At 69.5% G+C, this 25,545-nt stretch carries 21 protein-coding genes; 8 read left to right on the top strand and 13 right to left on the bottom strand.

Features of this window, described 5'->3' with window-relative positions:
• The first annotated feature begins 312 nt into the window (after nt 1-312).
• On the top strand, nt 313-720 hold the full coding sequence (locus BCD48_RS30625; protein ID WP_206745033.1) for a hypothetical protein: 408 nt from the start codon (nt 313-315) through the stop codon (nt 718-720).
• A gap of 679 nt (nt 721-1,399) precedes the next feature.
• Here BCD48_RS30625 and BCD48_RS30630 read toward each other — a convergent pair.
• Both BCD48_RS30630 and BCD48_RS30635 read right to left on the bottom strand, forming a co-directional pair.
• Complete coding sequence (locus BCD48_RS30630) at nt 1,400-2,293, bottom strand: phosphotransferase family protein (RefSeq protein ID WP_071051864.1); 894 nt, start codon at nt 2,291-2,293, stop codon at nt 1,400-1,402.
• Between the two features lies 1 nt (nt 2,294).
• A complete protein-coding gene (locus BCD48_RS30635) occupies nt 2,295-2,759 on the bottom strand; it encodes a glycine-rich domain-containing protein (RefSeq protein ID WP_071051865.1) in 465 nt (154 codons plus the stop codon).
• Between the two features lie 242 nt (nt 2,760-3,001).
• Here BCD48_RS30635 and BCD48_RS30640 point away from each other — a divergent pair, with 242 nt between their 5' ends.
• Together BCD48_RS30640 and BCD48_RS30645 are read left to right on the top strand one after the other, a co-directional pair.
• The gene (locus tag BCD48_RS30640) at nt 3,002-3,796 is read left to right on the top strand and encodes a GntR family transcriptional regulator (RefSeq protein ID WP_071051866.1); all 795 of its coding nucleotides are present in this window, start codon (nt 3,002-3,004) and stop codon (nt 3,794-3,796) included.
• A 38-nt stretch (nt 3,797-3,834) separates the two neighbouring features.
• The gene (locus tag BCD48_RS30645) at nt 3,835-4,455 is read left to right on the top strand and encodes a YdcF family protein (RefSeq protein ID WP_241842123.1); all 621 of its coding nucleotides are present in this window, start codon (nt 3,835-3,837) and stop codon (nt 4,453-4,455) included.
• 502 nt (nt 4,456-4,957) lie between these two features.
• Here the strand turns inward: BCD48_RS30645 and BCD48_RS30650 are convergent.
• From BCD48_RS30650 to BCD48_RS30660, 3 genes are all read right to left on the bottom strand, one after another.
• Nucleotides 4,958-6,367: an FAD-binding oxidoreductase gene (locus tag BCD48_RS30650; RefSeq protein WP_083419449.1), complete on the bottom strand. Its 1,410-nt coding sequence runs from the start codon at nt 6,365-6,367 to the stop codon at nt 4,958-4,960.
• An 89-nt stretch (nt 6,368-6,456) separates the two neighbouring features.
• Nucleotides 6,457-8,139: an AfsR/SARP family transcriptional regulator gene (locus BCD48_RS30655; RefSeq protein WP_071051868.1), complete on the bottom strand. Its 1,683-nt coding sequence runs from the start codon at nt 8,137-8,139 to the stop codon at nt 6,457-6,459.
• A gap of 215 nt (nt 8,140-8,354) precedes the next feature.
• Nucleotides 8,355-8,966 (bottom strand): TetR/AcrR family transcriptional regulator, encoded by a 612-nt coding sequence (locus tag BCD48_RS30660; RefSeq protein WP_071051869.1) that lies wholly within the window; start codon nt 8,964-8,966, stop codon nt 8,355-8,357.
• A 90-nt stretch (nt 8,967-9,056) separates the two neighbouring features.
• Here BCD48_RS30660 and BCD48_RS30665 point away from each other — a divergent pair, with 90 nt between their 5' ends.
• Nucleotides 9,057-10,586 (top strand): FAD-dependent monooxygenase, encoded by a 1,530-nt coding sequence (locus tag BCD48_RS30665; RefSeq protein ID WP_198543458.1) that lies wholly within the window; start codon nt 9,057-9,059, stop codon nt 10,584-10,586.
• Between the two features lie 95 nt (nt 10,587-10,681).
• Here BCD48_RS30665 and BCD48_RS30670 read toward each other — a convergent pair whose 3' ends face one another.
• The 4 genes from BCD48_RS30670 to BCD48_RS50855 all read right to left on the bottom strand — a co-directional run bounded on the left by BCD48_RS30670 (nt 10,682) and on the right by BCD48_RS50855 (nt 14,414).
• Entirely contained in the window at nt 10,682-11,392 is a 711-nt protein-coding gene (locus tag BCD48_RS30670; RefSeq protein WP_071051871.1) for a dienelactone hydrolase family protein, read from the bottom strand.
• Nucleotides 11,393-12,152: 760 nt separating this feature from the next.
• Nucleotides 12,153-13,190, bottom strand: coding sequence for a HEAT repeat domain-containing protein (locus BCD48_RS30675; RefSeq protein WP_071051872.1), 1,038 nt, complete (start codon nt 13,188-13,190; stop codon nt 12,153-12,155).
• Nucleotides 13,184-14,014, bottom strand: coding sequence for a HEAT repeat domain-containing protein (locus BCD48_RS30680; RefSeq protein WP_071051873.1), 831 nt, complete (start codon nt 14,012-14,014; stop codon nt 13,184-13,186). The genes BCD48_RS30675 and BCD48_RS30680 overlap by 7 nt, the downstream gene beginning before the upstream one ends.
• 49 nt (nt 14,015-14,063) lie before the next feature.
• Nucleotides 14,064-14,414: a hypothetical protein gene (locus BCD48_RS50855; protein ID WP_131804131.1), complete on the bottom strand. Its 351-nt coding sequence runs from the start codon at nt 14,412-14,414 to the stop codon at nt 14,064-14,066.
• On the opposite strand from BCD48_RS50855, the gene BCD48_RS30690 reads away from it, so the two are divergent.
• Together BCD48_RS30690 and BCD48_RS30695 are read left to right on the top strand one after the other, a co-directional pair.
• A complete protein-coding gene (locus BCD48_RS30690) occupies nt 14,404-19,314 on the top strand; it encodes a diguanylate cyclase (protein ID WP_071051875.1) in 4,911 nt (1,636 codons plus the stop codon). The two genes, BCD48_RS50855 and BCD48_RS30690, sit on opposite strands and share 11 nt — an antisense overlap.
• Nucleotides 19,311-19,703, top strand: a complete 393-nt coding sequence (locus BCD48_RS30695; protein WP_071051876.1) for an IS66 family transposase zinc-finger binding domain-containing protein — start codon at nt 19,311-19,313, stop codon at nt 19,701-19,703. Before BCD48_RS30690 ends, BCD48_RS30695 begins: the two co-directional genes overlap by 4 nt.
• A gap of 76 nt (nt 19,704-19,779) precedes the next feature.
• On the opposite strand, the gene BCD48_RS30700 is transcribed toward BCD48_RS30695, so the two are convergent.
• Nucleotides 19,780-20,139 carry a winged helix-turn-helix transcriptional regulator gene (locus BCD48_RS30700; RefSeq protein ID WP_071051877.1) on the bottom strand — a complete coding sequence of 120 codons (360 nt, stop codon included), beginning with the start codon at nt 20,137-20,139 and terminating at the stop codon, nt 19,780-19,782.
• A 143-nt stretch (nt 20,140-20,282) separates the two neighbouring features.
• On the opposite strand from BCD48_RS30700, the gene BCD48_RS30705 reads away from it, so the two are divergent.
• Nucleotides 20,283-21,152 carry an NAD(P)-dependent oxidoreductase gene (locus BCD48_RS30705; protein ID WP_071051878.1) on the top strand — a complete coding sequence of 290 codons (870 nt, stop codon included), beginning with the start codon at nt 20,283-20,285 and terminating at the stop codon, nt 21,150-21,152.
• Nucleotides 21,149-22,057 (top strand): NAD(P)-dependent oxidoreductase, encoded by a 909-nt coding sequence (locus BCD48_RS30710; RefSeq protein WP_071051879.1) that lies wholly within the window; start codon nt 21,149-21,151, stop codon nt 22,055-22,057. Before BCD48_RS30705 ends, BCD48_RS30710 begins: the two co-directional genes overlap by 4 nt.
• A 72-nt stretch (nt 22,058-22,129) precedes the next feature.
• Here BCD48_RS30710 and BCD48_RS30715 read toward each other — a convergent pair whose 3' ends face one another.
• The 3 genes from BCD48_RS30715 to BCD48_RS30725 form a co-directional block, all read right to left on the bottom strand.
• Nucleotides 22,130-23,182, bottom strand: a complete 1,053-nt coding sequence (locus BCD48_RS30715; protein WP_071051880.1) for a helix-turn-helix domain-containing protein — start codon at nt 23,180-23,182, stop codon at nt 22,130-22,132.
• A 76-nt stretch (nt 23,183-23,258) separates the two neighbouring features.
• The gene (locus BCD48_RS30720; protein ID WP_083419469.1) at nt 23,259-24,221 is read right to left on the bottom strand and encodes an alpha/beta hydrolase; all 963 of its coding nucleotides are present in this window, start codon (nt 24,219-24,221) and stop codon (nt 23,259-23,261) included.
• A 145-nt stretch (nt 24,222-24,366) separates the two neighbouring features.
• Nucleotides 24,367-25,542, bottom strand: a complete 1,176-nt coding sequence (locus BCD48_RS30725; protein ID WP_071051881.1) for a serine hydrolase domain-containing protein — start codon at nt 25,540-25,542, stop codon at nt 24,367-24,369.
• Nucleotides 25,543-25,545: the final 3 nt, after the last annotated feature.

Below are 25,545 nucleotides of genomic sequence, written 5' to 3' on the forward strand. Positions count from 1 at the left end.
CGAGGGTCGATGGTCACCCGGCAAAGCATTTTGCCGTTCCATCCCACCTGACGTATGCAGAAAGATGCCTGCATAATCGGCGGAACCGCGGGCCGCCCGGGCGCCTCGCTTCCCGGAAGCCGACGCTCGGTGGGGACGGGAGACCGCATGATCCGACAGGGCTGTCCACGGTGGTTGGCGCTCGCTGTGCCGCTGGTAGCGCTGTTCGTCGCGACCACGGCCGCGGGCTGCGGAGGTGGCGTTTCGGCCATCCCGACGTCCGGGCAGGACACACCAACCGGTTCAGGTGGGCCGTTCTCAACACGGCTTGTGGTGCCGGACGCGCCGATCGTCCAGGGAACGACCGTCGAGGCGCGTCTCGAGGTGACAAACCATACTGGCGAGCCACGCGACCTCGCGCCGCCGGGCACGTGCAAGCAGAAATGGGGCCTCGGCCTGCGGGGCGCCACCGCCGAGGCGGCGCCGTACGTCACCCTCCTCTGCGAACGGGGGCCCCTCGTCATCCCAGCGGGCACCACCAGGTTCCCGCTCAGCATCCGCGCGAGTTACACGGCCTGTTCCCAGAGCACCCCCGCACCCACCGCGAACCCCTCCTCCCCGCTCTGCGGGCCGGGCAACACCATGCCGCTACTCCCCGCCGGCGACTACGAAGCCCGCGTATACGGCCTCTCCGGCATCCCCGAACCCGCCCCGGTCACCGTCCATCTCGTGCCCCGCTGACCATCGGAGCGCCGGAGGAAATGCTGGTGACCGGCGGCCGGGGCGGCGCGGCAATCCCGTCAGACCACCACCGGTCCCATGATCCGGTGAAATGTTCAGTGCCAGAGCGAGGAAGGCTAGTTGCTCGACTGATCGGCGTGATGTGGGTGCTGCCTCGGGCGATGTGTGCCCGGTCGACGGGTAGAGCGGAGCGGCGGCTCGGTTGCTTCTCTCCCTCGTCGTGGCAGGTGCCCGGGGGATTTCGGGCGTCGTGTCAGACGCCAGGGGCGCGAAACGGTGCTGGTTGTGACTCTGATGTCGGACAGGATGAGCTCGCGGCCGCGCGAGCGCCCGGTCGGCGCTCCGACTGAGTCCGGGCCGGGCTCCAGGCGGGGTTGGCTCTGCGATCGCCAAGGCGTTCCCCGGGTGATTGCGTTCTTGCGTGCCAGAGCGAGGAAACGAAATTACTCAGTTCTCGCCCAAGAGGCATGCGATGCGAGGCGCGTAACGGTCCGCCTGTCAGGATGTCTCACTTAGGGAGATCTTGATGCATGCGAGCGAGAGGCCGGCGGCCTTGGCGATTTCCGGGATGGTATGGGTGAACGCCGACAGGCCTTGGTTTCGCCCCCGCCGGTCGACGATGCCGGCCGGTACGAGCCGGTCACACCGGCCGGTTGGTCCTGCGTCAGGGGGTCGTGTCTTACGGGTGGTCGGTCCGGTAGGTGAGCCAGGTCCGTCCGGCCGCGGCGGCGCGGGCGCGGTGCGGACGCTGGTCCTTCGGTCCGAGCCGGGCCTTGTACTCGCGGAACAGTGACCACAACGCGGCCAGGCCGGCGACCGCGTTCGGCGGGGCGGTCTCCCATGCGGGCATTTCGGCGACGAGAGCCTCGGCCCGGGCCGGGGAATGTCCGGCTTCGATGAGGCGTGGGACGACCATCGCGGCGTCGATCCACGGTGCGCCCTGGCAGGCGAACGCCCAGTCGAGGATCTGCGGGCCGTCCGCGGTCATGCGGATGTTGCCCGAGTGCAGGTCGTAGTGGAGCAGGCTGTCGCCGTCGAAGGCGTCGGCGGGCAGCGCGTTGAGGGCGGCGGCGTAGAGGTCCAGGTCGGGGACGTCCAGGTCGGTTCGGCCGAGAAGACGGTGCGCCTTCTCGAACAGGCCGTCGATGCGGCTCGTGACGGGCGGTGCCTCGGGCCACGTGCAGGATGTCATGACCTTGCCCAGGCCGCGGAGCAGGTCACCGATGGCGGGCAGGTCCGGCGAGCCGGGGTGGAGGTCGGCTGACCGCCCGTCGAGGAAGGGGAACGCCAGCAGGACCCAGCCGTCGAGTTCGGCTGTCCACAGCAGCCGTGGCGCGGGTACGCCGCGCGGCAGATGTCCGTTGGCGTCTCGTTCGGTGAGATAGAGGCTGGCCGCGGGGCTGTCGAGGTCGACACCCTTGAGGAAGACGTCGCCGCTATGGCAGCCGTGGAGGTGGCAGGCCAGGCCCGGCATGAGCCCGCCCGGGATGTCCTCGACCATGTCCGGGCCGAACACGGCTTCGGTCGCGGCGTGGACCGAGTCCGGGAGATCGTTCCAGGTCGCCCGCAGCACGTCAGACCTCCCTGGGGTCGTCGTGGCAGCCCTGGTAGCACTGCGAGCATTTGCCGTTGCAGTCGGCTGCGTGGCCCCACAGGTCCGCGTCGACCTCGTATCCGGCCTGCCGCATCGCGACCACGGTAGTGCCCAGCGCGCAGACGTTGACCGGCCTGTCGCGCGCCGGGTCGTCGTCCGGGACATGATCCAGGAACCGGCCCGCGGCCCGCTGGCAGAAATCGGCGTAGTCACGGGTGTACATGAGAGCGATGTGCCATCCGTAGTCGATGGTCCGTGACGGGCGGAGCGGGATGGCACTGGTGGCGGCCGTCGCGAGGAACGCGAACGTCTGGTCGACGACCCGTTCGGCCATGTCGGCCAGGTCCGGGTGGTCGGTGGCGAGCCGGGTCGTCAGCCGGGCGAATAGACCTGGATCGATCAGATCGCGGCCCGTGCGAGGTGGGGAAAGCGCAAGGGTTGACACGAGGCCTCCTTGAGGATTCGCGCCTGGGCCGGGCCGTTGTTCACCCGGGTGGGCGCGGGCGTGTGGAACGGGGTGCGGGTGGCCAGGTCAGCAGCGGTCGATGCCGACATAGGTCGGATCAAAACGCTTGTCTGAGTGTTCGAACGCCGGCCGTTCAGTCCTTCCTAGGAAGGTGCCGCAACGGTGACACAATCTTCCTAGGAAGGTCAAGGCCTTCCTAGGAAGCATTTAGACTCGGGTCTGTGACCAGCGGCAACCGAGGAGCGTCGGATCGCATCGCGGCCGAACTCCGCGAGCAGATCAACTCCGGTGCTCTGCGTCCAGGTGCCGCGCTCCCGTCGACCGCTGAACTGGCCCGGCGCTACGGAGTCGCCTCGGAGACCGCCCGCTTGGCCGTTGCGCGGCTAAAGGAGCAGGGACTCCTGATCGGCCGCGCCGGCGCCGGTGTGTACGTCCGGCCTCGGCCGCCCCTGCGCCGGCTCGGCATCGATCGATACGACAAGGCGAAGTGGCGTGACGCGGACGTTGTGGCCTTCGCGGCTGATCGCGAGGCCTCCGGGCGATCGTGGGAGCCCTCCGACCAGACGCAGACGGTGAGCCGGATTCCGGCGCCCGACAGGGTCGCTGCCGCCCTCGGTCTACCGTCGGGCGCCGATGTGTACGAGCGCGCCCGGATAGTGCGCGAACAGGGCGAACCCACCCACACGCTCACCAGCTACTACCGGCTCGAGCACGTGGAGGGGACGCGCCTGGTCAACGCGACCGCCGGACCGGCTGGACCAGGCGGGGGGTTCCGGGTCCTGTATGAACGAGGCCTCGAGATTGCCCGGATGGTGGAAGATCTTCTCGCGAGGATGCCCACGCCCGAAGAGGTCGCGACGCTCGAGCTGCCGCCCGGGGAACCTGTGGTCGAGCTGCACCGGACGACGTCCACCGCGGACGGGGTTGTGGTCGAATACGCCATCGGTATTCACGCGGCGTCCCGGTTCGCCTGGTCATACGAGTTCGCCGTGCCCGACTCGGGAGAGCGCCGATGACCACGACGGCCATATTGGCGCCTGCGATCCGTGGACCAGTGGAAGTGCTCTGGACCTACCACAACCTGCGGCACGAACTCCGGCCCGTGGATGTGGGCATCGGCCTCGGTAGCCATGACCTTGGCGTGGCGACGTACACCGCCGAACTGCACGAGCGTGGCCTGTTCCCGCTCATCGTGTTCACCGGGGCGAATGCCCCCACGACCATCGGCGCCTTCCCACGCGGCGAGGCGGTCCACTACCGCGAACACGCCCTGGCTCTCGGTGTCCCGGACGCGGCCGTTCTGGTCGAGCCGACCGCCCGAAACACCGGCGAGAACATCACCCGCTCCCACGACCTGCTGCGCGCCCGAGGCATCGAGCCGCATTCCGTGATGCTGATCTCCCGGCCGTACCAGCAGCGCCGGGCCTACGCCACCTGCCGCAAACTCTGGCCGGACGTCGATGTTCTCTGCTCCTCCCAGCCGCTCGCCCTGGACGACTACCTAGCGAGCATCGGGGACGTCGGCCGGGTGGTGTCGATGCTGGTCGGCGACACCCAACGGATCTGGATCTACGCAGAACGCGGCTACGCCATACAGCAGCCTGTGCCGCACGAGGTTCGCGAGGCCTACCGCGCCCTCGTCGCAGCCGGCTACACGACCCGCCTGATCGCCTGATCCGGCTTCGCCCGACTACCTCGACGACGCGCCAACACTCGCCGGGTAAACGATCAGCCGATCCGCCCGGACGCCATCCTTCGCATCAGAGCGAGGGAACCTAATTGCTCGACTGATCGGCGTGATGTGGGTGCTGCCTCGGGCGATGTGTGCCCGGTCGACGGGTAGAGCGGAGCGGCGGCTCGGTTGCTTCTCTCCCTCGTCGTGGCAGGTGCCCGGGGGATTTCGGGCGTCGTGTCAGACGCCAGGGGCGCGAAACGGTGCTGGTTGTGACTCTGATGTCGGACAGGATGAGCTCGCGGCCGCGCGAGCGCCCGGTCGGCGCTCCGACTGAGTCCGGGCCGGGCTCCAGGCGGGGTTGGCTCTGCGATCGCCAAGGCGTTCCCCGGGTGATTGCGTTCTTGCGTGCCAGGGCCCCGAACATCCCACCGGATCATGGATTCGGCCATGATCCGGTGGCATCGTCAGCGCTGCCCCGCTCAACGGTCGGCGGGTTTTCCGGTCAGGGCTGTGACGGCGGGATGTTCTGGTTCAGCTGGAACAGGTTGGTCGGGTCGTAGCGGTCCTTGACCGCGACCAGCCGGTCGTAGGTTTCCCGCGGGTACGACGCACGCACCCGGTCCACGCTCGCCTCACCAGTGAAGTTGACGTACGTGGCACTGTCTGTGCCGACCCGGTCGGTTGCCGTGCGCGCCCAGTCGACGACGGCGTCGAACCCGTCGGCGTCGGGCGTGCGGGCCACCACGTTGAGGATGAAGTCCGCGTCACGGGTGGCGAACGCGGTGGCGTCGCTGGGCGTCCGGGACACGGCGCCGCCGAGATGGTGGATGTGCAGCTCGCTCAGCGGGTTCGGCGCCGCGTGGTAGGACTCCAGGATCGACGCCGTGGACGCGCTGTCGAGGCTGGGGAGGAACGCCGCCCGGAAGTAGTTGTGCAGACCGCGCGGGTACAGCGGGTCGATCAGCGACTGCATGGCCACGTAGGGCATCGGCCCGAAGAGGTCGGCGATGGGCGGTGCCAGCTCGCGGAAGCCCCGGGTGTGGCGGTCGCCGTCGGCCAGCGGCCCCGACCACATGCCGAGAACGGCCACGACCGGCTTGCCGTGTACCGACTCGGGCAGGAACGGGACGGGCGGCGCGGTGGTCAGGTTGATCACCGTCGACAGGCCGTCGGGCGCGGCGGCGCACATCTTCTGGTAGCCGTCGAGGATCTCGGCGGCGTGCTCGCCCGGGTAGAAGACCCCGCCGGCGAAGACGGTGGGCCCGACCTCGTGCAGCGCGTACTCGAACGAGGTGACGACCCCGAAGTTGCCGCCCCCGCCGCGCAGTGCCCAGAACAGGTCCGGGTGCTCGTCGGCGCTGGCCCGGAGGAACTGGCCGTCGGCCGTGACGATGTCCGCCGAGACGAGGTTGTCGGAGGTCAGCCCGGCGCGGCGGACGAGCCAGCCGATCCCGCCGCCGAGGGTGAAGCCGGCGATTCCCGTGCCCGACACTAGCCCGCCGGTCACCGCGAGCCCGAAGGCCTGGGTCTCGTGGTCGAGGTCCTGCCACAGGTTGCCGGCCTGGGCCACCACCCGCCCGTGGCCGGGGTCAACCCGGACCCCCTTCATGGCCGACAGGTCGAGAACCAGCCCGCTGTCCACGGTGGAGAAGCCGGGAATGCTGTGCCCGCCGCCGCGGATGGCCAGCGGCAGGTTCTCGCTGCGGGCGAACTGCACGCCCTTGATGACATCGGCGACTCCGGCGGCCCGAAGGATGAGTGCCGGGCGCCGGTCGTGCGCCCCGTTCCAGATCGAACGCGCGTCGTCGTACCCCGCGGCCTCCGGCCCGACCAGTTCCCCGCGCACGGACTGGGTGAACTCGGCAAGGGTGGCCTCACCCAACGCCGGCGGCTGGTGCTGTGTCGTTGTCATGGAATTTCCTCCTGGGCACCGGTCCACGATCTACGACGCCACGCTAGGGAGACGACCCTCAGCAGGGCCTTAGCAGGACTTAGCGGGCCTCATCCGTCCTGTGCGGCCAACGCGGCGGCGCGGGAGCGGCCGATCTGGCAACCGACCTCGGTGAACAGCGCGGCCGCTTCCCCGCCGTGGCGTCGCGCGGCCTGGGGAGCGCCACCGGCCAACGCCAGCTCCGCGGCGAACTGCAGCGCCCAGGCGGTCAGCCGCGGGTACCGCTGCGGCCGGAACGCCTCCACCGCCTGCTCCGCGAGACGCCGGCTCAGGGCCAGATCGCCGGCGAAGAGCTCGACGACGGCGAGATTCAACAGGTTGCCGGCCACGCCGGGACCGTCGTCGACCTCTTCCCCTCGTGCCACGGCGCCGCGGGTGAGCCGGCGGCCGGACTCGACATCACCGGCCGCGGCCTCGCCCAGGCCGAGGTTGGCCAGCGTCAGGGTCTCCCCACGCCGGTCGCCCAGCTGGCGGCGCAGGCGCAGGGCACTGTTGAGGTGGGTCCGCGCCGCGCCGTACTCGCCTCGGTCGCGTTCGATGCAGCCCAGCTGGTGGCGGGCGAGAGCCGATCCGGCGTCGTCGGCGACGGTGTCGAACACCTCGGCGGCGCGCCGGACGGCCGCCGCCGCCGACCCGAGGTCCCGATCCAGCCGGTGCGCGCCGCCGATGGCCGACCACACGTACCCGGGAGCCTGCGCCCGCCCGACCTGGCCGCCGATCAACGCGGTCTCCTCGAAGGCCGGAACCCACCGCCCCGCGCAGGGAATCAGCACCACGGCCATGGTGACCGCCGGGAGGAACGGCGGGGCCTCCAGGGCCACCCGGTCGACGGCGGCCAACGTGTCACGCAGCAAGGCCAGCGCCGTCGGCACGTCCTCCTGGAACAGAGCCACCATGCTGCCCAACCAGTGGGAGGTGGCCGCCATGGGGGGAGAGCCGAGCTCCTCCGCCTGGACCCGTCCCTGGGCCGCGGTCTCGGCGGCCGCCCGCACGTTGCCGGCAACGGGCTGGAGGAAGGCGGCCCGCAGCCGGGTGAAGCCGACCTCCACCGGCGAGCCGACACGTTCCGTCGCGGTGACCGCGGCGGCGCCCAGCTCGGTGAACCGAGAGACCCGCCCTTGCCGCGCATCGAGCAACGCCAGCGCCAACAGCGCCCGTGGCCGTTCCACCGCGCTCGGTGACGCGACCGCGAGCGCCTGCTCCAGCCACGCCGATCCCTCGGCGAAGTGCCCCCGGGCCAGCCAGAACCGCCACAGAGCGACGGCGAGGCGCAGGGCCTGGTCCGGACTGGACCGCAACGCCCGCCCCAGGGCCGCCCGCAGGTTGTCGTGCTCCTCGTCGAGCAGCTGGGGGCGGACCACCCCGACGGTGTGCCGGTCAAGGTCGTGATCGTCCGCGAGCGTGACAAAGTACGCGCAGTGCGCCGCCTCGACGGCGGCCCGTTCTCCCGCGGCGACCAGCCGCTCGTGCCCGAACAGCACCGCATCGTCCCGGCGCGCGTCGACCAGCTCCCGGCGCGCCACGTGCAGAGCCTGGTGCAGGTTGTTGGCCGCCGCCGCCGGACCCAGGTCCGGCCAGAGCAGGTCAAGCAGCCGGTCCCGGTGCGTGCGCTGCTCGGGAGCGAGCGCCAGTACCTTCACCAAGGTCCGCGACTTGCGCAACCGCCACGGACGAGCGGCCATGTCACGGCCGTCGATCTCGACCGCGAACGCCCCCAGGAGCCGAATCCGCATTGATCACCCCTCGATCGGCCCAGCGTAGGCCCGAAGCGCGTCACCCGGTGTCGCGTACCTGACCTGGCGTATCCGCCGGCGAGTCCGGCGCGTGGGCTACCTGAGCCGTCGGCTCACGTGGATCATGGAGTCCTGGCGGGAGTGCTCGCTCTTCCCTGCCGCGGCGGGCCGAGTCACCGGGCCCTCACGGTCGGGTGGGTCATGGCGGTGGCTGCTCAGCCCCGCGCGCCCTCGGCCGGCGGGACCCGCAGAAGGGTGCGCTCGGCAGTGACGAGCAGGCGGGCGGCGACGTCGTCCACCGGCAGGCCGCGGCCGGTGTGCAGGGCGTCGAAAGCCTCGAAGCCGGTGAGCGTCCACAGCACGTCGACGGCCACGTCCTTCGCGACGGCGAGCAGGCCGTGCTCGTCGAGCCGGTTGGCGAGATGGATCAGCCCGCCCAGGCGGCCCTGCTCCATCCGCTCCAGCGCGCCCTCGAGCGAGGCCGCCTCCGCGCGCAGGGCAACCAGCGCATCGCGCTGCCGGCCGTAGATCCGGGTGTTGGCGACGACGGCGCCGCGCAGATGGGTGAGCGGGTCCGGGTCCTGCACGGCCAACACGAGGTCGGCGAAGCCGCCCCGCTCGCTGACGTCGCGCAGCAGGGCGTCGAACAGCCCGGCGCGCGAGCCGAAGACCAGGTAGACGGTCGAACGGGCCACCCCGGCCTGGCGGGCCACCGCGTCCACGCTGGGGATCTTCGGGAGCTGGTCGTACACCGTGTCGAGGATGCGCCGCCGGGTCTGCTCCGCGCTCTGCGCCCGCAGCCGCTGCTCGTACCGCCGGGTGGCCATGACGCCAACCTTACATTCGATGGACGGCCTGCCCGACAGAAGACAGTATGCCTGATGAAAGACAAGCTGTCTCGCGAAATGAGGGTCGTCATGACCGTTCTCGTCGTCGGGGCCGGCCCGGCCGGTCTCGCCACCGCCATCACGCTCGCCCGCTACGGCGTGCCCACCCTGGTGGTGGAGCGCCGGCCCGAGCCGTCCCCGCTGCCTCGGGCCACCGGGATCAGCACCCGGACCATGGAGCTCATCCGTTCCTGGGGGCTGGAGGAGCGGGTCCGCGCCGGCGGGGTCGACGTCCGCTGGCAGGCCTGGATCGGGCCGAGCCTCGTCTCGCCGCACGGGACCGCGCTCGACACCATCTGGCCGCGTCCCGACGTGGTGTCCCGGCTGAGCCCCACCGCGCCGGCCTGCGTTCCGCAGGACGTCCTGGAAGCGGCCCTGCTCGACCACCTCACCGGATTCGCCCACGTCGAGGTGCGGTTCGGCACCGAACTGGTCGCGGTGCGCCAGGCCGACGGCGTCGTCGAGGCCACCCTTCGCGACGTCGGCAACGGCGCGGTCAGCGCGTGCCGGCCGGCCTACCTCGTCGCCGCCGACGGAGCCCACAGCCCGGTCCGGAACGCGATCGGGATCGAGACGGACGAGGTGGGCGACGACGACGGCCCGCGCGGGGTGCTCGGCTCCCCGTGGCTCGCCGCCCGCACGACCCTGTTCACGGCGCCGCTCCCCGAAGGATCGCTGTGGGACGTCCTCGGCGAGCGCCGGCACCTCATCTACACCATCACCAACCCGGAGGCGGGCGGCGTCCTGCTTCCCGCCGGCGACGGCCGCTGGATCTTCGGGCAGGACTGCGACCCCGACGCGCCCACGCCCGCCTACGAGGCCCTGGCCGACCAGATCGCGACGGCGATCGGCCTGCCGGGCCTGCGGCCGACCATCCTGCGCACGGGAACGTTCAGCTTCGACGCGATGATGGCCCGCCGCTACCGTGATGGCGCGGTGTTCCTCGTCGGCGACGCGGCGCACCGCATGACCCCGCGGGGCGGCACCGGGCTGAACACCGCCGTCCACGACGGCCACGACCTCGGCTGGAAACTCGCCTGGGTCATGCTCGGCTGGGCGTCCCCCGAACTGCTGGACAGCTACGAGACCGAGCGGGAGCCGGTCGGGCGCCGCAACACGACGCTGTCCGCGCAGTCCTTCGGCTCCTACCGAGACCCGGCCGAGGAACTGGACTTCGACCTCGGCGGCCGGGTGACACACGCCTGGGTCGACCAGGCGGGCGGCGACGCGGACCGTGGCATCACCACAACCCACCCCGGCGCCACCCGGCGGGTCTCCACCCTCGACCTCCTGGGGCCTGGCCTGACCGTGCTCACCGGGCCGGAGACGCCGGCGACGGATGGACAGCCGCTCGCGCTCGCGCTCGGTGGCACGCTCACGTCACGTGTCCCGGTCAGGACGTGCCGGCTCGACGGGCGCACCGCCGAAGCCCTCGGCATCCCGGCCGGCGGCTCGCTGACACTGCGCCCGGACGGCAAGCCCGCCGTCCACTGGGCACCCGAGCTGGTTCCGTCAGGGGCGAGCAGCTCCTGGTTGACGTCGGTCGCGGCGAGGAAATAGGTCGGATAGCCGCGCGATTCCCATGGCATTCGCCGCCCGGCAGCGCGTTCGTGTCGCCCGGCGAACGGAGGAGCCTGTGGTGTCCGCCCGGACGTCTAGAACACTTCGTCGAACAGGTCGGTCATGGCTCGCCAGGATCGTTCGTCGGCGTGCTGGTTGTACTTGATCGCTGGGAGTTGGGAGCCGTCGGCGGCGGGATTGGTGAAGCTGTGCGCGGCGCCGCCGTAGAGGTTCATCCGCCAGTCGACCCCGCCGTCGCGCATTTCCTGCTCGAACGCGAGGCGCTGCTCGGGCGGGATGATCGGGTCCTCGGTCCCGATGCAGACCAGAATCTTACCGGTGATGTTCGCGGCGTCCTGCGGCCGGGTCGTCGAGAGCCCGGAGTGGAAGCCGACGACGGCCTTGAGGTCGGCCCCGCCCCGGGCCAGCTCGAGGGCGAGCGTGCCCCCGAAGCAGAAGCCGATCGCCGCGACCCGGTCCGGGTCGGCCAGCTCATGGTTGAGCAGGATGTCCAGGCCGGCCTGGCCGAGGGCCCGCACCCGCGCGGGATCCCCGGCCAGCTTGCCGAAGCGCTGGCCGGCTTCCTCGGGGGCCAGCTTGCGCCCGCCGCCGTGGTAGTCCAGCGCGAAGGCCACATATCCCAGTTCGGCCAGCCGGCGGGCCTTGTTCCGGGAGTGGTCGCTGAGCCCGTCCCCCTCGTGGCAGACCAGCACGGCTGGTCGTGGGCCGGGCTGGCGGTCGTCCACCGACAGCTCGCCGATCAGACGCAGATCCTCGTACGTGTACTCGACGTCAGCCGTGTGCATCGATCCTCCTGGCGATCTACATCCCGCGCCTGCACAGGATGGGTGCCTGGCGGCGGGACGAGGCCGTCCGCCGCCGGGCGTAAGCCTCCCAGACGGCGTCCGAACCTGGGCCGGACGGCTACTCGTACTCCGTTCGCCCCGCGGCCATGATCGGTGTGGCGCCGTTCGTGAGCGGCCGGCTGTAGGGGGCTCGAACTCACGACCGGAAGATTGTGATAAAGATGCTCCGGAATTTCGGCATACATATGTTGGTGTTGTTGAATATCGTTCCAGATCGTTTTCGCCTGACGTACACGAGGACCTCGCGGATCGTGCTTCCTGACCCGAATCCTCCAGGAGGGAGAGGTCTCGTCGGCTGCTGAGAACTGGCAGGAGTGCGTTCGCTCGCTTCTTGTCGATGCCCGACTGATCTCGGTCGGAAGGGCTCTGGACATGCTCATCCTCGCGGAGTACGACCAGACGTCGTTCGACCCCGACTACCCGACTGAAGGGCCTCCGGGAATCACGCCGAGCTGTCGTAGCTGTGTGAGGACGTCGACGACTCCCCAGATCTCAGCTACCAACTGGCCTTCGGCCTGACCAACGTGACCAACCAACAGCGCCGCGCCCGCTACGCCTCCCGCCGCACCCGCCCAACCTGGCTACACATCGCGACACCAGACCAAGCGCGTCCCGTGACCACCTGATCACGGCTTCTAGCCAAATGCGAAGAGCCCCATATCTTCGGGACAGGGGGCCGAGACGCCTCGGTCGCGCGCTTTCAGGAATCCTCGTCACCTCGGTCTTCGGGGGACCGCGCTTCGAGAACTCCGACGAAGGCCGAGGCGACGAGGGCGACAGCGGGGTCGTCGTCGTGGGCCAGTTGGCGCAGGACGTCCCGCACGGTGGTCCCCGGCAGCTCGACCAGCGCCTGAGCGAGGCGTATTCGCACCGCGGAGTTTGCGGTGTGCGCGGCGAGTTCGTCGACCAGTGCGGTGATGATCCGGTCCGCGCACCCGGGATCCTGGGACAGCGTTCCCAGGGCCTCCGCCGCGTCGACGTCGCCTGCGCCCTCGACCACCATGCCGACGAGTGTCGGCACTGCCCCGGTCACACCACGCCTGCCCAACGCCAGAGCGGCGTGCCTGCGCACCGTCGTGTCCGGGTCCCCGAGCGCGTCCGCAAGCACCGTGGTCACACCCGGGGCCTCGGACATCTCGGCGATCGCCAGCACCGCGCGCCGCCGGATGTCGACGTCCTCCGAGTGCACGCCGGCGGCCAGCGTCGCCACGCCGTCGCCGCCCGATCGGGCGAGCGCCCAGCGCAGGGCGCCCGCGACGTTGGGGTCGGATTCGGCCAGGACCGCCCCGGCCAGCAGTTCGGCGGGAACCGACACGCCCTCCGGCCGGGCCAGGACGGCCTGCTGCCTGCGCGCGGCGCTGGTCGAGTTGAGCCCCTGCATGAGTTCGACGATGCGCAGGACGCCCTGCCAGCCGGTGGGCGCCGACGCATCGATCGCGCGGAGCCGCTTGAGCAGCTCCTGTTCCCGCTCCAAGCGGTCTTCCGTCCACTGGATGAGGTCGCTGACCAGGGCGGACGGCGTGGAGGCCGGGTCCTCCAGCGCGCGCCCGATCTGCTTGAGCGAGAGCCCGAGGGACCGCAGGCTCTCCACGTGGAAGATCCTGCGGATGTCCTCGGCGGAGTACTCACGGTAGCCGCCGGCGGTGCGACCGCTCGGTCGCACCAGCCCGAGGGCGTCGTAGTGCCGAAGCATTCGGGTGCTCACCCCCGAGTGGCGGGCCACATCGCCGATCAGCAATCCGCGGTCTCCGCAGCCTTCGCGGCCTCCGTCGACTCGGTCGTCTCCGTGGGCTCGGCGGTCTCCGCGACGTCGGCAGTCTCCGTGGTCGCGGCAGTCCCCGAAGTCTCGGCGACTCTCGATGCAGCCGCGGCGGCGGCAGCAGCGGCTCGTTCCGGGCCGAGAGTGACGACTCGCTTCGCCTCGTCGATGGCCGCGTCAAAACCGCTCTCCGGGTCCTGCAGGAGCAACTCGGTGGCACGGGCGTGCGCGGCCACCGCCGGGTCGGGGTTCGCCGCGGCCTTCTCCAGGGCGGGCTCGATCACGTTGCCGAGGTCGACGAGGGCCCGGCTCAGGCTTAGCTGCACATTGCGGTCGCCGCGGCCGAGCTGCACGACCAGTTCGTCGGCCAGGTCCTTCTTCTCGTCCTCGGGTACGAGGGCGACCGCGACACGCCACGCGGTCCGCGCGACCTCGTCGTCGGCGTCGCGCAGCATGTCGCGCGTGATCCAGGCCCACGCGCGCTTGTCGCCGATCTTGGTGAGCGTGTGCAACGCCTGACTGCGGGCCTGAGTGCGCTCGGAGTCGAGTTCCTGGCGGATCCGGGGCAGGGTGATCTCCGGCGACAGGCGGGTCAGCGCCCAGGACAGCGTGTCTCGCACGAAGAAGTCCGGCTCGACCGCGCACCGCTCGACGAGCGTCTCGAGAAGGCCGGCGTCCGGGTTCGAGCCGACCGCCAGAGCCGCCTGAAGCCGAACCGACGAGTCCTTGGCGCCCAGGGCGTTGGCCACGCGGGTGTTCTGCGGGGTTCCGTTTGCCGTGTTGATCGGGACCACCTCCTGCACCCAGTGGACACCTTGACATTGTGTCAAGGTAAAGCACGTGACCGGCGAATCAGGAGATCGTCCGGTCCACAAGGTAGGCCAACGCGAGCACCGGGACGCTCGCGTTGAAAGCGATCGTGCGCAGCAGCGCGCGGGCGCGCGACGGCGGGGCCGGTCGCCAGGCCAGGTCCTCCCCGCCGATCAGAGCCGCGTTGATCGGGAGGACCGCGGCGGTGACGACATCCTGGCCGTTGTGCCGTTCGGCCCGCTGCTTGGAGACGACAGTCAGCCCCAGGGCGCTCGGCTCGGCGCGCAGGTTCGCGATCGGGACGATCGTCGCGTTGCCGTCGCTGTGATTGGGGGCAGACCGAACAGGTGAGCTCGCCGGGACGATGCCGGGGGATTGGCGGATGGGATTCAAGCGAACGACGCCGAGCCGGGATCCGCCGGCGGCGGTGACGCGGACGGAGCTGCTCCACGAGACAGAGCGGACTCGGGTGTCTCGACTGGTGTTCCCAGATGGAAGCGTGATCCGGAAGGAACCGCTGGGGCCGAACGCGCAGCGACGGTTGCGGCATGAGATCGACATCCTTGAGCGGCTGTCCGGGGTCGAGGGGGTCGTGCGACTGGCGGCTGGACGGCCGCCCTGCCAGGGGTCCGTCCTGCTCGAGGACCTCGGCGGCACCGTTCTGTCCGAGCGCGCCACCCCGCTGGATCCTGCCGAGCTGATCCGCCTGGCCGGGTCGCTTGCACGCGCCGTGGCGGGGATGCACCGCCACGGCGTGGTGCATCGGAATATCAACCCAGCGAACATCGTCGTCAGCAGGGGCCAGGACGCACTTTGTCTGATCGACTTCGCTGTGGCTACGACGTTCGTGACGGTCCGGCCAGGATTCATGCCATCCAAGGAGATTGTCGGGACGATCCCTTACCTCGCGCCGGAGCAGACCGGCCGGAGCGGTCGCCCGGTCGACCAGCGCGCCGATCTATACGCGGTCGGAGCCACCCTCTACGAGCTGGCAACCGGCGCGCCTCCGTTCGGCACCGGCGACCCCCTGCGGATCATTCATGACCATCTCGCGCGGCTGCCGGCACCGCCGGCGGCGGTGAACCCAGCGGTCCCGGCCGCGCCGTCGGCGATCATCATGCATCTGCTTGAGAAGGAGCCGGACGATCGATACCAGAGTGCCGACGGGCTGCTGCATGATCTGTTCCTGCTGCAGCGGGGAGCCACGGTGCTGCGTCCCGGCGAGCACGATTTCCCCTCGCGACCGCTGTCGACGTCCCGGCTGGCCGGGCGTGACCGGGAAGTCGGCGAGCTGGGCGTTGTGTTCGCCGATGCGATGGCCGGCCGTTGCTGTGGGCTCCTAGTCGCCGGTGCGCCGGGGGTGGGTAAGACGTCCCTGGTCAACGAGCTGCGGCCGATCGTGGCCGGCAGCGACGGCTGGTTCGTGGCCGGCAAGTTCGACCAGTTTCGCCGCGACCAGGAGCACGACGCGATCCGACAGGCATTTCGCGCATTGGGTCGGCTGTTGCTGGCCGAACCGGAGGACAACTTGGCCGAGGTGCGGGACCGGATGCGTAGTGGATTGGGACCTAACGCCGGGCTGGCGGCCGCGGTCGTGCCCGAGGTCGCGACGTTGCTGAAGGTCCCCCCGGAGCCGGGCGATCCGATGACCGCGCAGGCCCGAGTATCACGCGCCGTGATCGCAATAATGCGTGCCGTCGCGTCCCGGAAACGGCCGGTCGTGTTGTTCCTCGACGACCTTCAGTGGGCCGGGCGGACACCGCTCGGCTTCGTCGACCTGATATTCGGCGGCGAAGAACAGATTGAGGGGCTGCTGCTCGTCGGCGCCTACAGGGAGCGCGGTGTGGACGCCGCCCACCCGCTCACGCGGATGCTCGCCCGGTGGCGTCGCCAGCCAGCCGGGCCGCACCATGTGTGGCTGGGTAGCCTCTCGCCACGGGGTCAGGCGGCTATGGTGGCCGACCTGCTACACCTGGCCCCGCGGCCTGCGGCCGAGCTGGCAGGGACGATCGCGCCAACCAGCGCGGGCAATCCGTACAACACGCTGGAGTTGCTCAACACGCTGCGCCACGGCGGCGCGCTGGCCCCCAGCGAAAGCGGATGGCGATGGGACCGGGAGACGCTGCGCCGCCAGCTCGGCCGCATGGACGTTACCGACCTGCTGGTCACCCGTACCTCCCTGTTGCCACCGGACACCAGGGAGGTGCTGGCGGTGATGGCGTGCCTGGCCGGTCAGGTGGAGCTGGATGTCCTGGAGGCCGCTACCGCGCTGCCAACCGACGATCTCTCCCGGCGGCTCGCCCCCGCGTTCGCCGATGGCCTGTTGGTGCTGGAGCCCGGCGACCCGGCGAGCCTGCGGTTTCACCACGATCGGGCGCAGGAAAGCATACTGCGCGGCCTCACCTCGCAGACACAGCGCGCCACGCGGCTGCGCTTGGCCCGACGCCTGGCTGGCCAACACGAGTTCTCCGTGGTTGCGGCGGAGCAGTACCTGCATGTGATCGACGCCGTGCACGCCGCTGAGGAGCGCCAGCTGGTGGTCAGGCTTTTCAAGCAGGCCGCGGACGAGGCAAAGCTGCTGAGCAACCACTCGCTGGTCGAAAGGTTCCTGGCCGCGGCAATTCCACTCGTCGATACGGCCGACGTGGAACAACGGATCATGGTCCACACCGACCGGCACGCCGCCCTTTACGGCCTCGGCCGGCTGGAAGAGGCTGACGAGGAGTACCAAACCATCAGCAGGCTCTGCACTCACCCCGCGGAACGCACGGCCGCCACCGTCGTGCAGGTCAGCAGCCTCACCGATCAGGGCCGCCCCGCCGAGGCGGTACGGCTTGGCCTCGACCAGTTGCGGCAGCTCGGTCTCGCCGCCCCCGACCGGGGCCACATCGACAAGGAGATAGACCGGAGGCTCGACGCGCTGTACCGATGGCTCGACGAGACCAGCGAAGCCGACGATCGGCGACGACCGAGAATCGCTGACCGCTCGCGCCTGGGCACCATCAATCTCATCAACCGACTCATGGCCCCGGCGTTCTACTGCGACCAGACGATAATGGCCTGGCTGACCGTGGAGACGCTGGAGATGTGGACACGGTACGGCCCGGATCCCACCCTGCTCGGCCCCGCCGCTCATGCGGCGCTTGTTGTCACAGCTCGCAGGCACGACTACCGCACCGGGTACCGCATGATGCGGCGGATCCTCACGGTCGGCCGGGAACGCGGTTACGAGCCTGACGTATGGCGGGCGGAGTTTCTGTATTTGATGAGTGCCGGCCACTGGTTCGAATCGCTCGAGGAAAACGTCTCAGAGGCGCATCGCGCGCTGGAGGGCCTGATACAGGCCGGTGATCTGCAGAGCGCATGCTGGACCCACTACGTACTGATCTATAACCTCCTGGACTGCGCACCATCGCTTGGCGTGTTTGTCGCCGAGATCGACGAAGCATTGGCGTTCGCCAGGCGCACCGGCAACGGTCACGCGGAGGAGCTGTTCCTGCTATACCGCCAGCTGGCGAGGCTGCTGCGCGGCGAGGTCGCCGAGTCGGCGGCCGATGAGGCTGCCGTACTGGGCGGGCTGGCCGACAGCCCCTACGCCGCCGCCCGCCACATCACCCGGGCGCTTGCCGCGGCCATCCTCGATGACCCGGTTGAGCTGGCCAGGCACATGACAGCCGTGACACCTCTGTTGCCGTACGTCGAGCCCATCTATGCGATGGCAAATGCGCACCTCCTACGGGCCTTGGCATTGGCTTGGCAGGCCCGCTCGGCCGAAACGGGTCGGCGTGGCTCCCTGTTGGCCGAGCTCGACAAGTCGATCGAATGGCTGGCCGCGCGCGCGGCCGACGCACCGGTTAACTTCTTGCACCTGCTGCGCCTGGTGAAGGCGGAACGGGCCTGGGCCGCCGGTGACTTCCAGGAGGCGGCTTATACGTACGACGTGGCACAGCGCGACGCCTCAGTACGAGTACGCCCGTGGCACCGCGCACTGATCCTTGAACGGTGTGCGCGGTTCTACCTTACATTTGGCATGGAGGAAGCCGGCAGTGCGATGCTCGCCGCCGCGCGCCGCGAATACCTGGCCTGGGGAGCGAACGCGAAGGTCAGTCAGCTAGACTGGGCCTTCCCGATGCTACGCGCCGAGCCCGCTGGTGCTGAGCCAGCGGCGCCGCCACCGGGGGAACCAGCAGTCTGCCGCTCCACCGTCACGACCGGCATCATCGATCTGCTCAGCATCGTCGCCGCTTCCCAGGCGCTCAGCTCCGAGACCAGCATCGAAGGTCTGCGGGCCAAGGTCGTAGGAATCCTGTCGGCGATGACTGGCGCCACCGGTGTCCATCTTCTGCTGAGCGACCAACAGGAATCCAGGTGGTCGATGCCCGCGGACGACGGTCGGATTCTCTCGCTCCCGGAAGCCAGCCAGCGGCGCCTGCTTCCAGCATCGGTCATCCGGTACGCAGAGCGTACCCGCGAACCCGTTGTCGTTGACGACGCCACCCATGACGACCGGTTCAACCGCGACCCCTACTTCGCCGACCCCGAGCGCTGCTCAATGCTCGCTGTTCCCATCATGACGCGGGGCCGACTGGGAGCGATGCTGCTGCTGGAGAACCGGATGATCCGGGGGGCCTTCTCCACGGAACGCCTCGAAGGGATCATGCTCATCGCCGGGCAGCTAGCGGTCTCCCTCGACAACGCCCAGATCTATGCGTCGCTGGAACGCAAGGTCGCGGAGCGAACCCAGCAGCTCGCCGCCGCCAACCAGCGGCTGGAGCAGCTCTCGATTACCGATCCTCTGACAGGGCTGGCCAACCGGCGACGCCTTGACGAGGTCCTCAACGCCGAATGGTACCGGGCGACGCAGCCGGCGGCACCCATCGCACTGGCAATGATCGATATCGACCACTTCAAGCCCTATAACGACAACTTCGGACACACCGCCGGTGACCGGTGCCTTCAACGCGTCACCGCATGCCTTTCCAGGAACACCCGCGGCACCGACCTGGCCGCGCGGTACGGGGGCGAGGAGTTCGCGGTCGTGATGCCCGGCGCCGAACTCGACATTGCCGCACGAATCGCCCACCGCCTGCGCTCCGCCGTCGAGGAGATGGCCGAACCACACCCGTTCACCGCCGAGCACGTCGTCACTGTGAGCGTCGGCGTCGCGAGCATCATTCCCACCCGCGGCGTGGGCCCCGCTGACCTGGTCGAACTTGCCGACGCCCAGCTATACCGGGCCAAGAGTAGCGGACGCAACCGGGTCGAGGTCGCACTTTCAACCCCATCACCATGACACGCACCGTTTCGGACGGGCTGGCCAAGCCCGAGCCGAGGTCGCTGCGGAGGAAGACCGGGCGCAGGCCGGGTGGGCAGGACGGGCATGACGGCTCGACGCTGAAGCTGGTCGACGACGGGGCCCGGACCGTCGTGCATGAGCCCGCGGTGTGCGGGGGCTGCGGGGATCCGCTGCTGGGCGCGCCGGTGACGCAGGTCGAGCGGCGGCAGGTGGTGGACCTGCCGCCGCTCGCCCCGCAGGTCGTCGAGCACCGGCTCGTCGAGCGGGAGTGTGCCTGCTGCGGCACCCGGACGCGGGCGGTGGCACCCGTCGGGGTGGCGTCCCGGTCCAGTACGGGCCGGGGGTCGAGGCGCTGGTTCTCTAACTCTACGGCGGCCAGTTCCTGAAACCTGGTGGTTCCGGCGGTTCCGGTCCGTCTCGTCACCATGATCGTGGGGATCGTGGGCAGCGAGGCGCGGCTGGTTACGCGGATTCGAGCGTGTCCTTGGCGGCGAGGCGCTCGTGACGTCGTTTTCCCCACTCGCCCAGCGGGCGGAGGGCCTCGTTGAGTGACGTGCCGTGCTCGGTGAGGGAGTACTCGACCCGGGGTGGGACCTCGCGATACACCTCGCGGTGGACGAGGCCGTCCTCTTCCATCTCGCGCAGGTGCTGGATGAGCATCTTCTCGCTGACGCCGGGAAGGCCGCGCCGCAGCTCTCCGAACCGCCGGGCGCCGTGGTTGTTCAGCTCCCAGAGGATCAGCGACTTCCACTTCCCTGACACCACGTCCATACCGGCGTCGATGCCGCAGACGTATGGACCGCGCCTCGCGCTCGTCACCATCAGACCCTCCACCTCGCCTAGCTGGACACTCACTTCCGGGTAAGTATCGAACAAAATAGTAGGTACTTGCCGGTGGGAAAGTTTAGCGGGGAGGGTCGGGACGGCACGCCAGTCAGACCACCGAGCGAAGCAAGGGACGATCCATGACGACCCGTACGACCTTCCTGGGCCTGGGCGCGATGGGCAGCGCGCTCGCCGCCGCGGCTCTCGATGCCGGCCGACCCTCCGTGGTGTGGAACCGCACCCCGGGCAGAGCAGGGGCACTCGGCGAGCGTGGCGCCACCATTGCCGAGACCGTCGAGGAGGCGATCACCGGCGACGGACTGATCGTCGTGTGCCTGTTCGACCATCAGTCGGTGCACGCCGTGGTCGATCCGGTCGCCGCCAGCCTGGCCGGACGCACCGTGATCAATCTGACGACAACAACACCGGACCAGGCCCGCGAGCTCGCGGCCTGGGCGACGGAGCACAGCATCACCTACCTGAACGGCGCGATCATGGCCGTACCTGAGATGATCAGGCGTCCGGGTGCGGCGATCTTCTACAGCGGCCCCGAGGCCGCCTTCGAGGAGAACCGGGAACTGCTCGATCTGTGGGGGCAGAGCGACTACTTCGGGACCGACCCCGGTATGGCCTCGCTGCGCGACCTGGCGATGCTCGTCGGGATGTACACGATGTTCGCCGGTTTTCTGCACGGCGCGGCGATGGTCGGTGTCGAGGGCGTGTCGGCGGCCGAGTTCGCCCGACGGCAGACACCTTTCCTCGCTGCCATGACCGGCCAGCTGGCCGGCCTCGCCGCCACAGTAGACGCCGAAGACTACGCCGGGGCGGGCCAGCAGAGCCTTGAGTTCACCGAAGCCGCACTGGCCTCGCTGGTGACGGCCAGCCTCGACCAGGGCGTCAATGTCGAGGTGCTGCGGCCCGTGCTTGACATCGTGCGCCGGCAGATCGCCGCCGGCTACGGCCGGCAGGGCACCGCCCGCATCTTCGAAGAGCTCAGGAAGGCCCGATGAGCGGCGAGGGCGGTCTGTCCTCCGTGACGGTCATCGGCATTGGCCCGATGGGTCGAGCGATCGCCGCGTCCCTGCTGGGCTCCGGCCATCCGGTGACGGTGTGGAACCGCACCGCGGGGCGCGCCGACGACCTCATCGCCAGGGGCGCGACGATGGCGCCCACACCGACAGCCGCGGTTGCCGCCAGCGAGCTGACCATCCTCAGCCTCACCGACTACCAGGCGATGTACGACATCCTCGGCCCGGTCGCCGAGAGTTCGCGACCCTCAGGTGTTCTTGCCGGCAAGGTCCTGGTCAATCTCAGTTCGGACACGCCCGACGCCTCTCGGGATGCGGCGGAATGGGCGGCCGGACACGGAGCGAGCTTCGTGACAGGAGGCGTCATGGTTCCCGCTCCCGCCGTGGGCGGCCCTGGGGCACATGTGTTCTACAGCGGGCCCCGTGCGGTGTTCGACGTACACGAACCGACGCTCAGACTGATCGGCGAGCCCAGGTACCTCGGGGAGGACCCAGGCCTGGCCCAGCTCTTCTACCAGGCGTACCTCGACGTCTTCCTCACCGCTCTGTCAAGCCTGCTCCACGCCACCGCGCTCGTCACCGCCGCCGGTGTCCCGGCCGCCGACTTCCTACCCGGCGCGCTGAACTCCCTCACCGACATCCCGACGATGATCGGAGACGGACGGGACCTGGCCCGGCGCCTGGAGGCCGGCGAACACCCCGGCGACCTCAGCACGGCGCGGATGATGGGCGCCACAGCGAACCACATCGTGTGGACGAGTGAGAAGGCCGGCATCGACACCCGGCTACCCAAAGCCGTCAAGGCGCACTACGACCGGGCCGTCACCGCGGGCCGCGGCACCGAGAACTGGACCGTTCTCTACGAGATACTCAAGGCTGGTGGCTGAAGAACGCCACCTACCTGAAAACGATCGACCCCGCGACCGAGGTGGCGCCCACCTATCTGGGGCACGTCCGGCTCACCGGGTTTTCGAGTCGCTGTAGGTCGGTGCTGGCAGGTCGAGCACTCGAGAGTTTCTGAGCCGCCAGATGAGGTATGCGATGCCGAGTCGCGTGCGGCCGATGCCGTCGAACGGGTCGAAGCCCATCAGCTCGGTCACCGCGTCGAGCCGGGCTTGCAGGGTGCTGTGATGGACTCCGGCGAGTCGAGAGGCTTGTCGGACGGATCCGGCGCGGACCAGGGCGTCGAGGGTGGTTGGCCCCCATACGTGGGTCATGACTTGGTCGAGGGAGTCGACGTCGGGCAGATCGGTGTCGGTGGGGGCGTCGGCAAGCAGGCCGACCAAGCCGCCGTAGCGGTCGGCCTGCACGGAAGGGATGCGCGGCGGTTCGCACAGCCTGAGCGCAACCACCGCGGTGCTGAACGAGCGATGCAGGTTCTCCACGCGAGCCGCGAGCCCGGTGCCGGATGGGGTGGCGGCGACGGGTTCGTGGTCGTGGGGCACGACGAGGGCGTGAACGGGGCCGAACGGGGTGGCGACGACGTCTTCGGCCCCAGTTGGGTGGCTCTCCCAGACGGCGAACAGCGGTGCGGCGACGATGCGGTAGCGCGCCCCGCTCACGAGGTTGAGGCGAGCGGCGGCGAGGCTACGTTCCTCGACCGGCACCGTACCGTCGACCAGCAGGCCTAATTCGCGGCGGCTCTCCAGGTCGCGCCGGCCCCGGCCATGGCGGACACGTACGGCCAGGGCAAGTCGTTCGAGGATGATCGCGTCGTTGGCGTGGGCGGGCCCGGTGCGGTCCAACCAGACGGTGATGCCCTCGGAGGTGACGGCAGAGGTCGGACACGGCGGGCCGTCCGCGACCAGTGCACCTTTGGCGGTGACGCGGAGTGCGCGCGGCGGGAGTTCCTGGCAGAACCCGGCGTCGCAGCCAGCCAGCGACGCGGCGGCGCCGAGCAGGCCGCGGGTGTTGACGTTGCCCACGATCAGCTCGTCGAAGCAGGCGATGACCCGCAGGCTCAAACTTGCTTGGGGGTCGAGTGCTGCGATGCGACCCAGCAGCTCCTGCACGTCTACTCACCCAACCCCTTGAGCGCCGATTTAGTGTCCTGCGTCACAGTATGGGGCGTAGTAGTCGGCCGCCGGGTCAGTCGGCGAGGATCTTCTCCACCCAAGCGTCGCGGGTGCGAATCATCCCTTGTCCCACCATGGTGTGCGGAGCGAAGATGTCGAAGGCATGGAACCCGCCTGCCCACACGTGCAGCTCGGCGTTCCCGCCGGCGGTCCACAGCCGGTCGGCGTACGCCATCGCCTCGTCGCGGAAGATCTCGGCCGCGCCGACGTCGATGAACGCCGGGGGCAGACCTCGCAGGTCGGTGGCTCGCGCGGGCGCCGCGTACTCGGACACGTCAGGTCCGCCGCGGGCGTCGCCGAGCAGTGCGGTCCAGCCCGTTTCGTTGCTGACGCGGTCCCACACCCCGACGCCGTCGAACTGGTTGGTCGAGGGGGTGATGCCGCGGTCGTCGAGCATCGGATAGTCGAGCACCTGACCGCACAGCCGCGGCCCGCCGCGGTCCCGGGCGGCGAGGGCCATTCCGGCGGCCAGCCCACCGCCCGAACTCGCCCCGGCCACCATCATGCGGTCGCGGCGGATCCCGAGCCGTTCGGCGCTTGCTGCGACCCACTCCAAGGCTGCGTAGCAGTCTTCTCTGGGGTAGGGGTCGGGGAACTCCGGGGCGAGGCGGTACTCCACTGTGACGAGCACGGCGCCGAACTTGTCGACCCAGTTGAGGACGAGATCGGCACCGCTGAACCGGTCGCCGAACATCAGCCCGCCCGAATGCACGAAGACGACACCCGGGCGTGGCTCGGTGACGCCGACAGGTCGGAGCACCGAGACGCCGACGGCGTCGCCGCGGTGGCCCCGGATGGTCTCGTCCCGGCGTTCGATCGCGCGCCCCCGCAGTGTTTCCTCGATCGGAGGCGACGCGTAGGACTTACGCATGAAGGCGATGAGGTCGACGGTGACAGTGGGTGGGAAAACGCCACCGACTACCGCGAGCCCGGCCTTCAGCTCCGGGTCGAACTCGGGTCGTGCGACGGTCGGCATCGCGCCCGGCCTCTCGATCGTCCTGGTAGGCCTCAGTTCATCATGCCGGAGCCGCCGACGCGCGGCGGCGCCTCCACCGTGACCGGCGAGGTCGTCGTCCTCGCCGGTCACCGCGGGCCACAGCTGCGGTTACAGGGAGGAGCGGTTACAGGCAGGAGTAGAGTGCCGCCTCGAAGTCGACATAGGTCTTCCACGCCTCGTGTTCAGAGATGAACGGTAGCGAATTGGTGTAGATCGAGGCGCACACTCCCGTCGTACGGTCGACAAAGAAGTGGGTGTTGAACAGGCCGGCCCAGGCACCCGTGCCGGCCCGTCGCCGCCCGGGCACGTCCTGGGTGTTCAGCAACAGGCCGTAGCCCCACTTCCAGCCCGGTCCGACCCGCAACGCGTCGGTGATCGGTGGGTCGGCGCTCGGGATCTCGGCCGGAAAGTCGATGTCACCGATCTGGTTGGCGAACGCCGCGTCGACCGTTTCCTGGCGAAGTATCCTTTCCCCGTCCAGCTCTCCGCCCCGTAACAGCGCGCGCTCCAACTGGACGTAGTCCCGCGGCGTCGAGTACAAGCCGTGGCCCCCGGCCCACCAGTCCGGATTCTGGTTCAGGATCTCGCCGGCTGAACTCCACGTACCGTCGTCGCCTTTGACATGAACCGTGACGCAGTTGGCGGTACGCGCTTCGTCCAATCGAAACATCGTGTCGTTCATCCCGAGCGGACCGGTCACCCCCTCCTTGATTACCACGTCGAGAGTTTTGCCCGCGACCGCTTCCACGACCTTGCCCAACCAGTCGGTGTTGATGCCGTACACGAATTCGGTTCCCGGATCGGCCACCAGCGGGGCCTTGAACGCCTCCGCCGAGCCTGGGACCACGTTGGGCACCCCAGTCACCTTCTCGAAGCGAACCAGGTCGGCGTTCCAGAACCAGTAGCCTAACCCAGAGGTATGAGTAATCAATTGCTTCACCGTGGCCCGGCCGCGGGCGGCGCGGAGCTTCGGAGTATCCCCGTCGAAACCCTCCAACACCCTCACGTCAGCGAACTGTGGACAGTAGGTGTCGACGGGCGCGTCCAACTCCAGCTCACCTCGCTCCATCTGCTGCAGCGCGGCCGTGGTACACACCATCTTGGTCATCGACATGATGCGGAAATGAGTCGCAGTGGTTACCGGGTCATGGTTCTCACCTACAATCCGGACCCCCGCTCCACCCTCGTAGATGATCCCGTCCCGATCAGCCGCGATCGCCGCCACATGCGGAACAACGCCCGTGGCGACAGCGTCCTTCAGAACCTTGTCAATGGCGGAACCGTCGATCGCAGTACCCATCCT

It is taken from the genome of Pseudofrankia coriaricola (assembly GCF_001854805.1).
Taxonomy (GTDB): domain Bacteria; phylum Actinomycetota; class Actinomycetes; order Frankiales; family Frankiaceae; genus Pseudofrankia.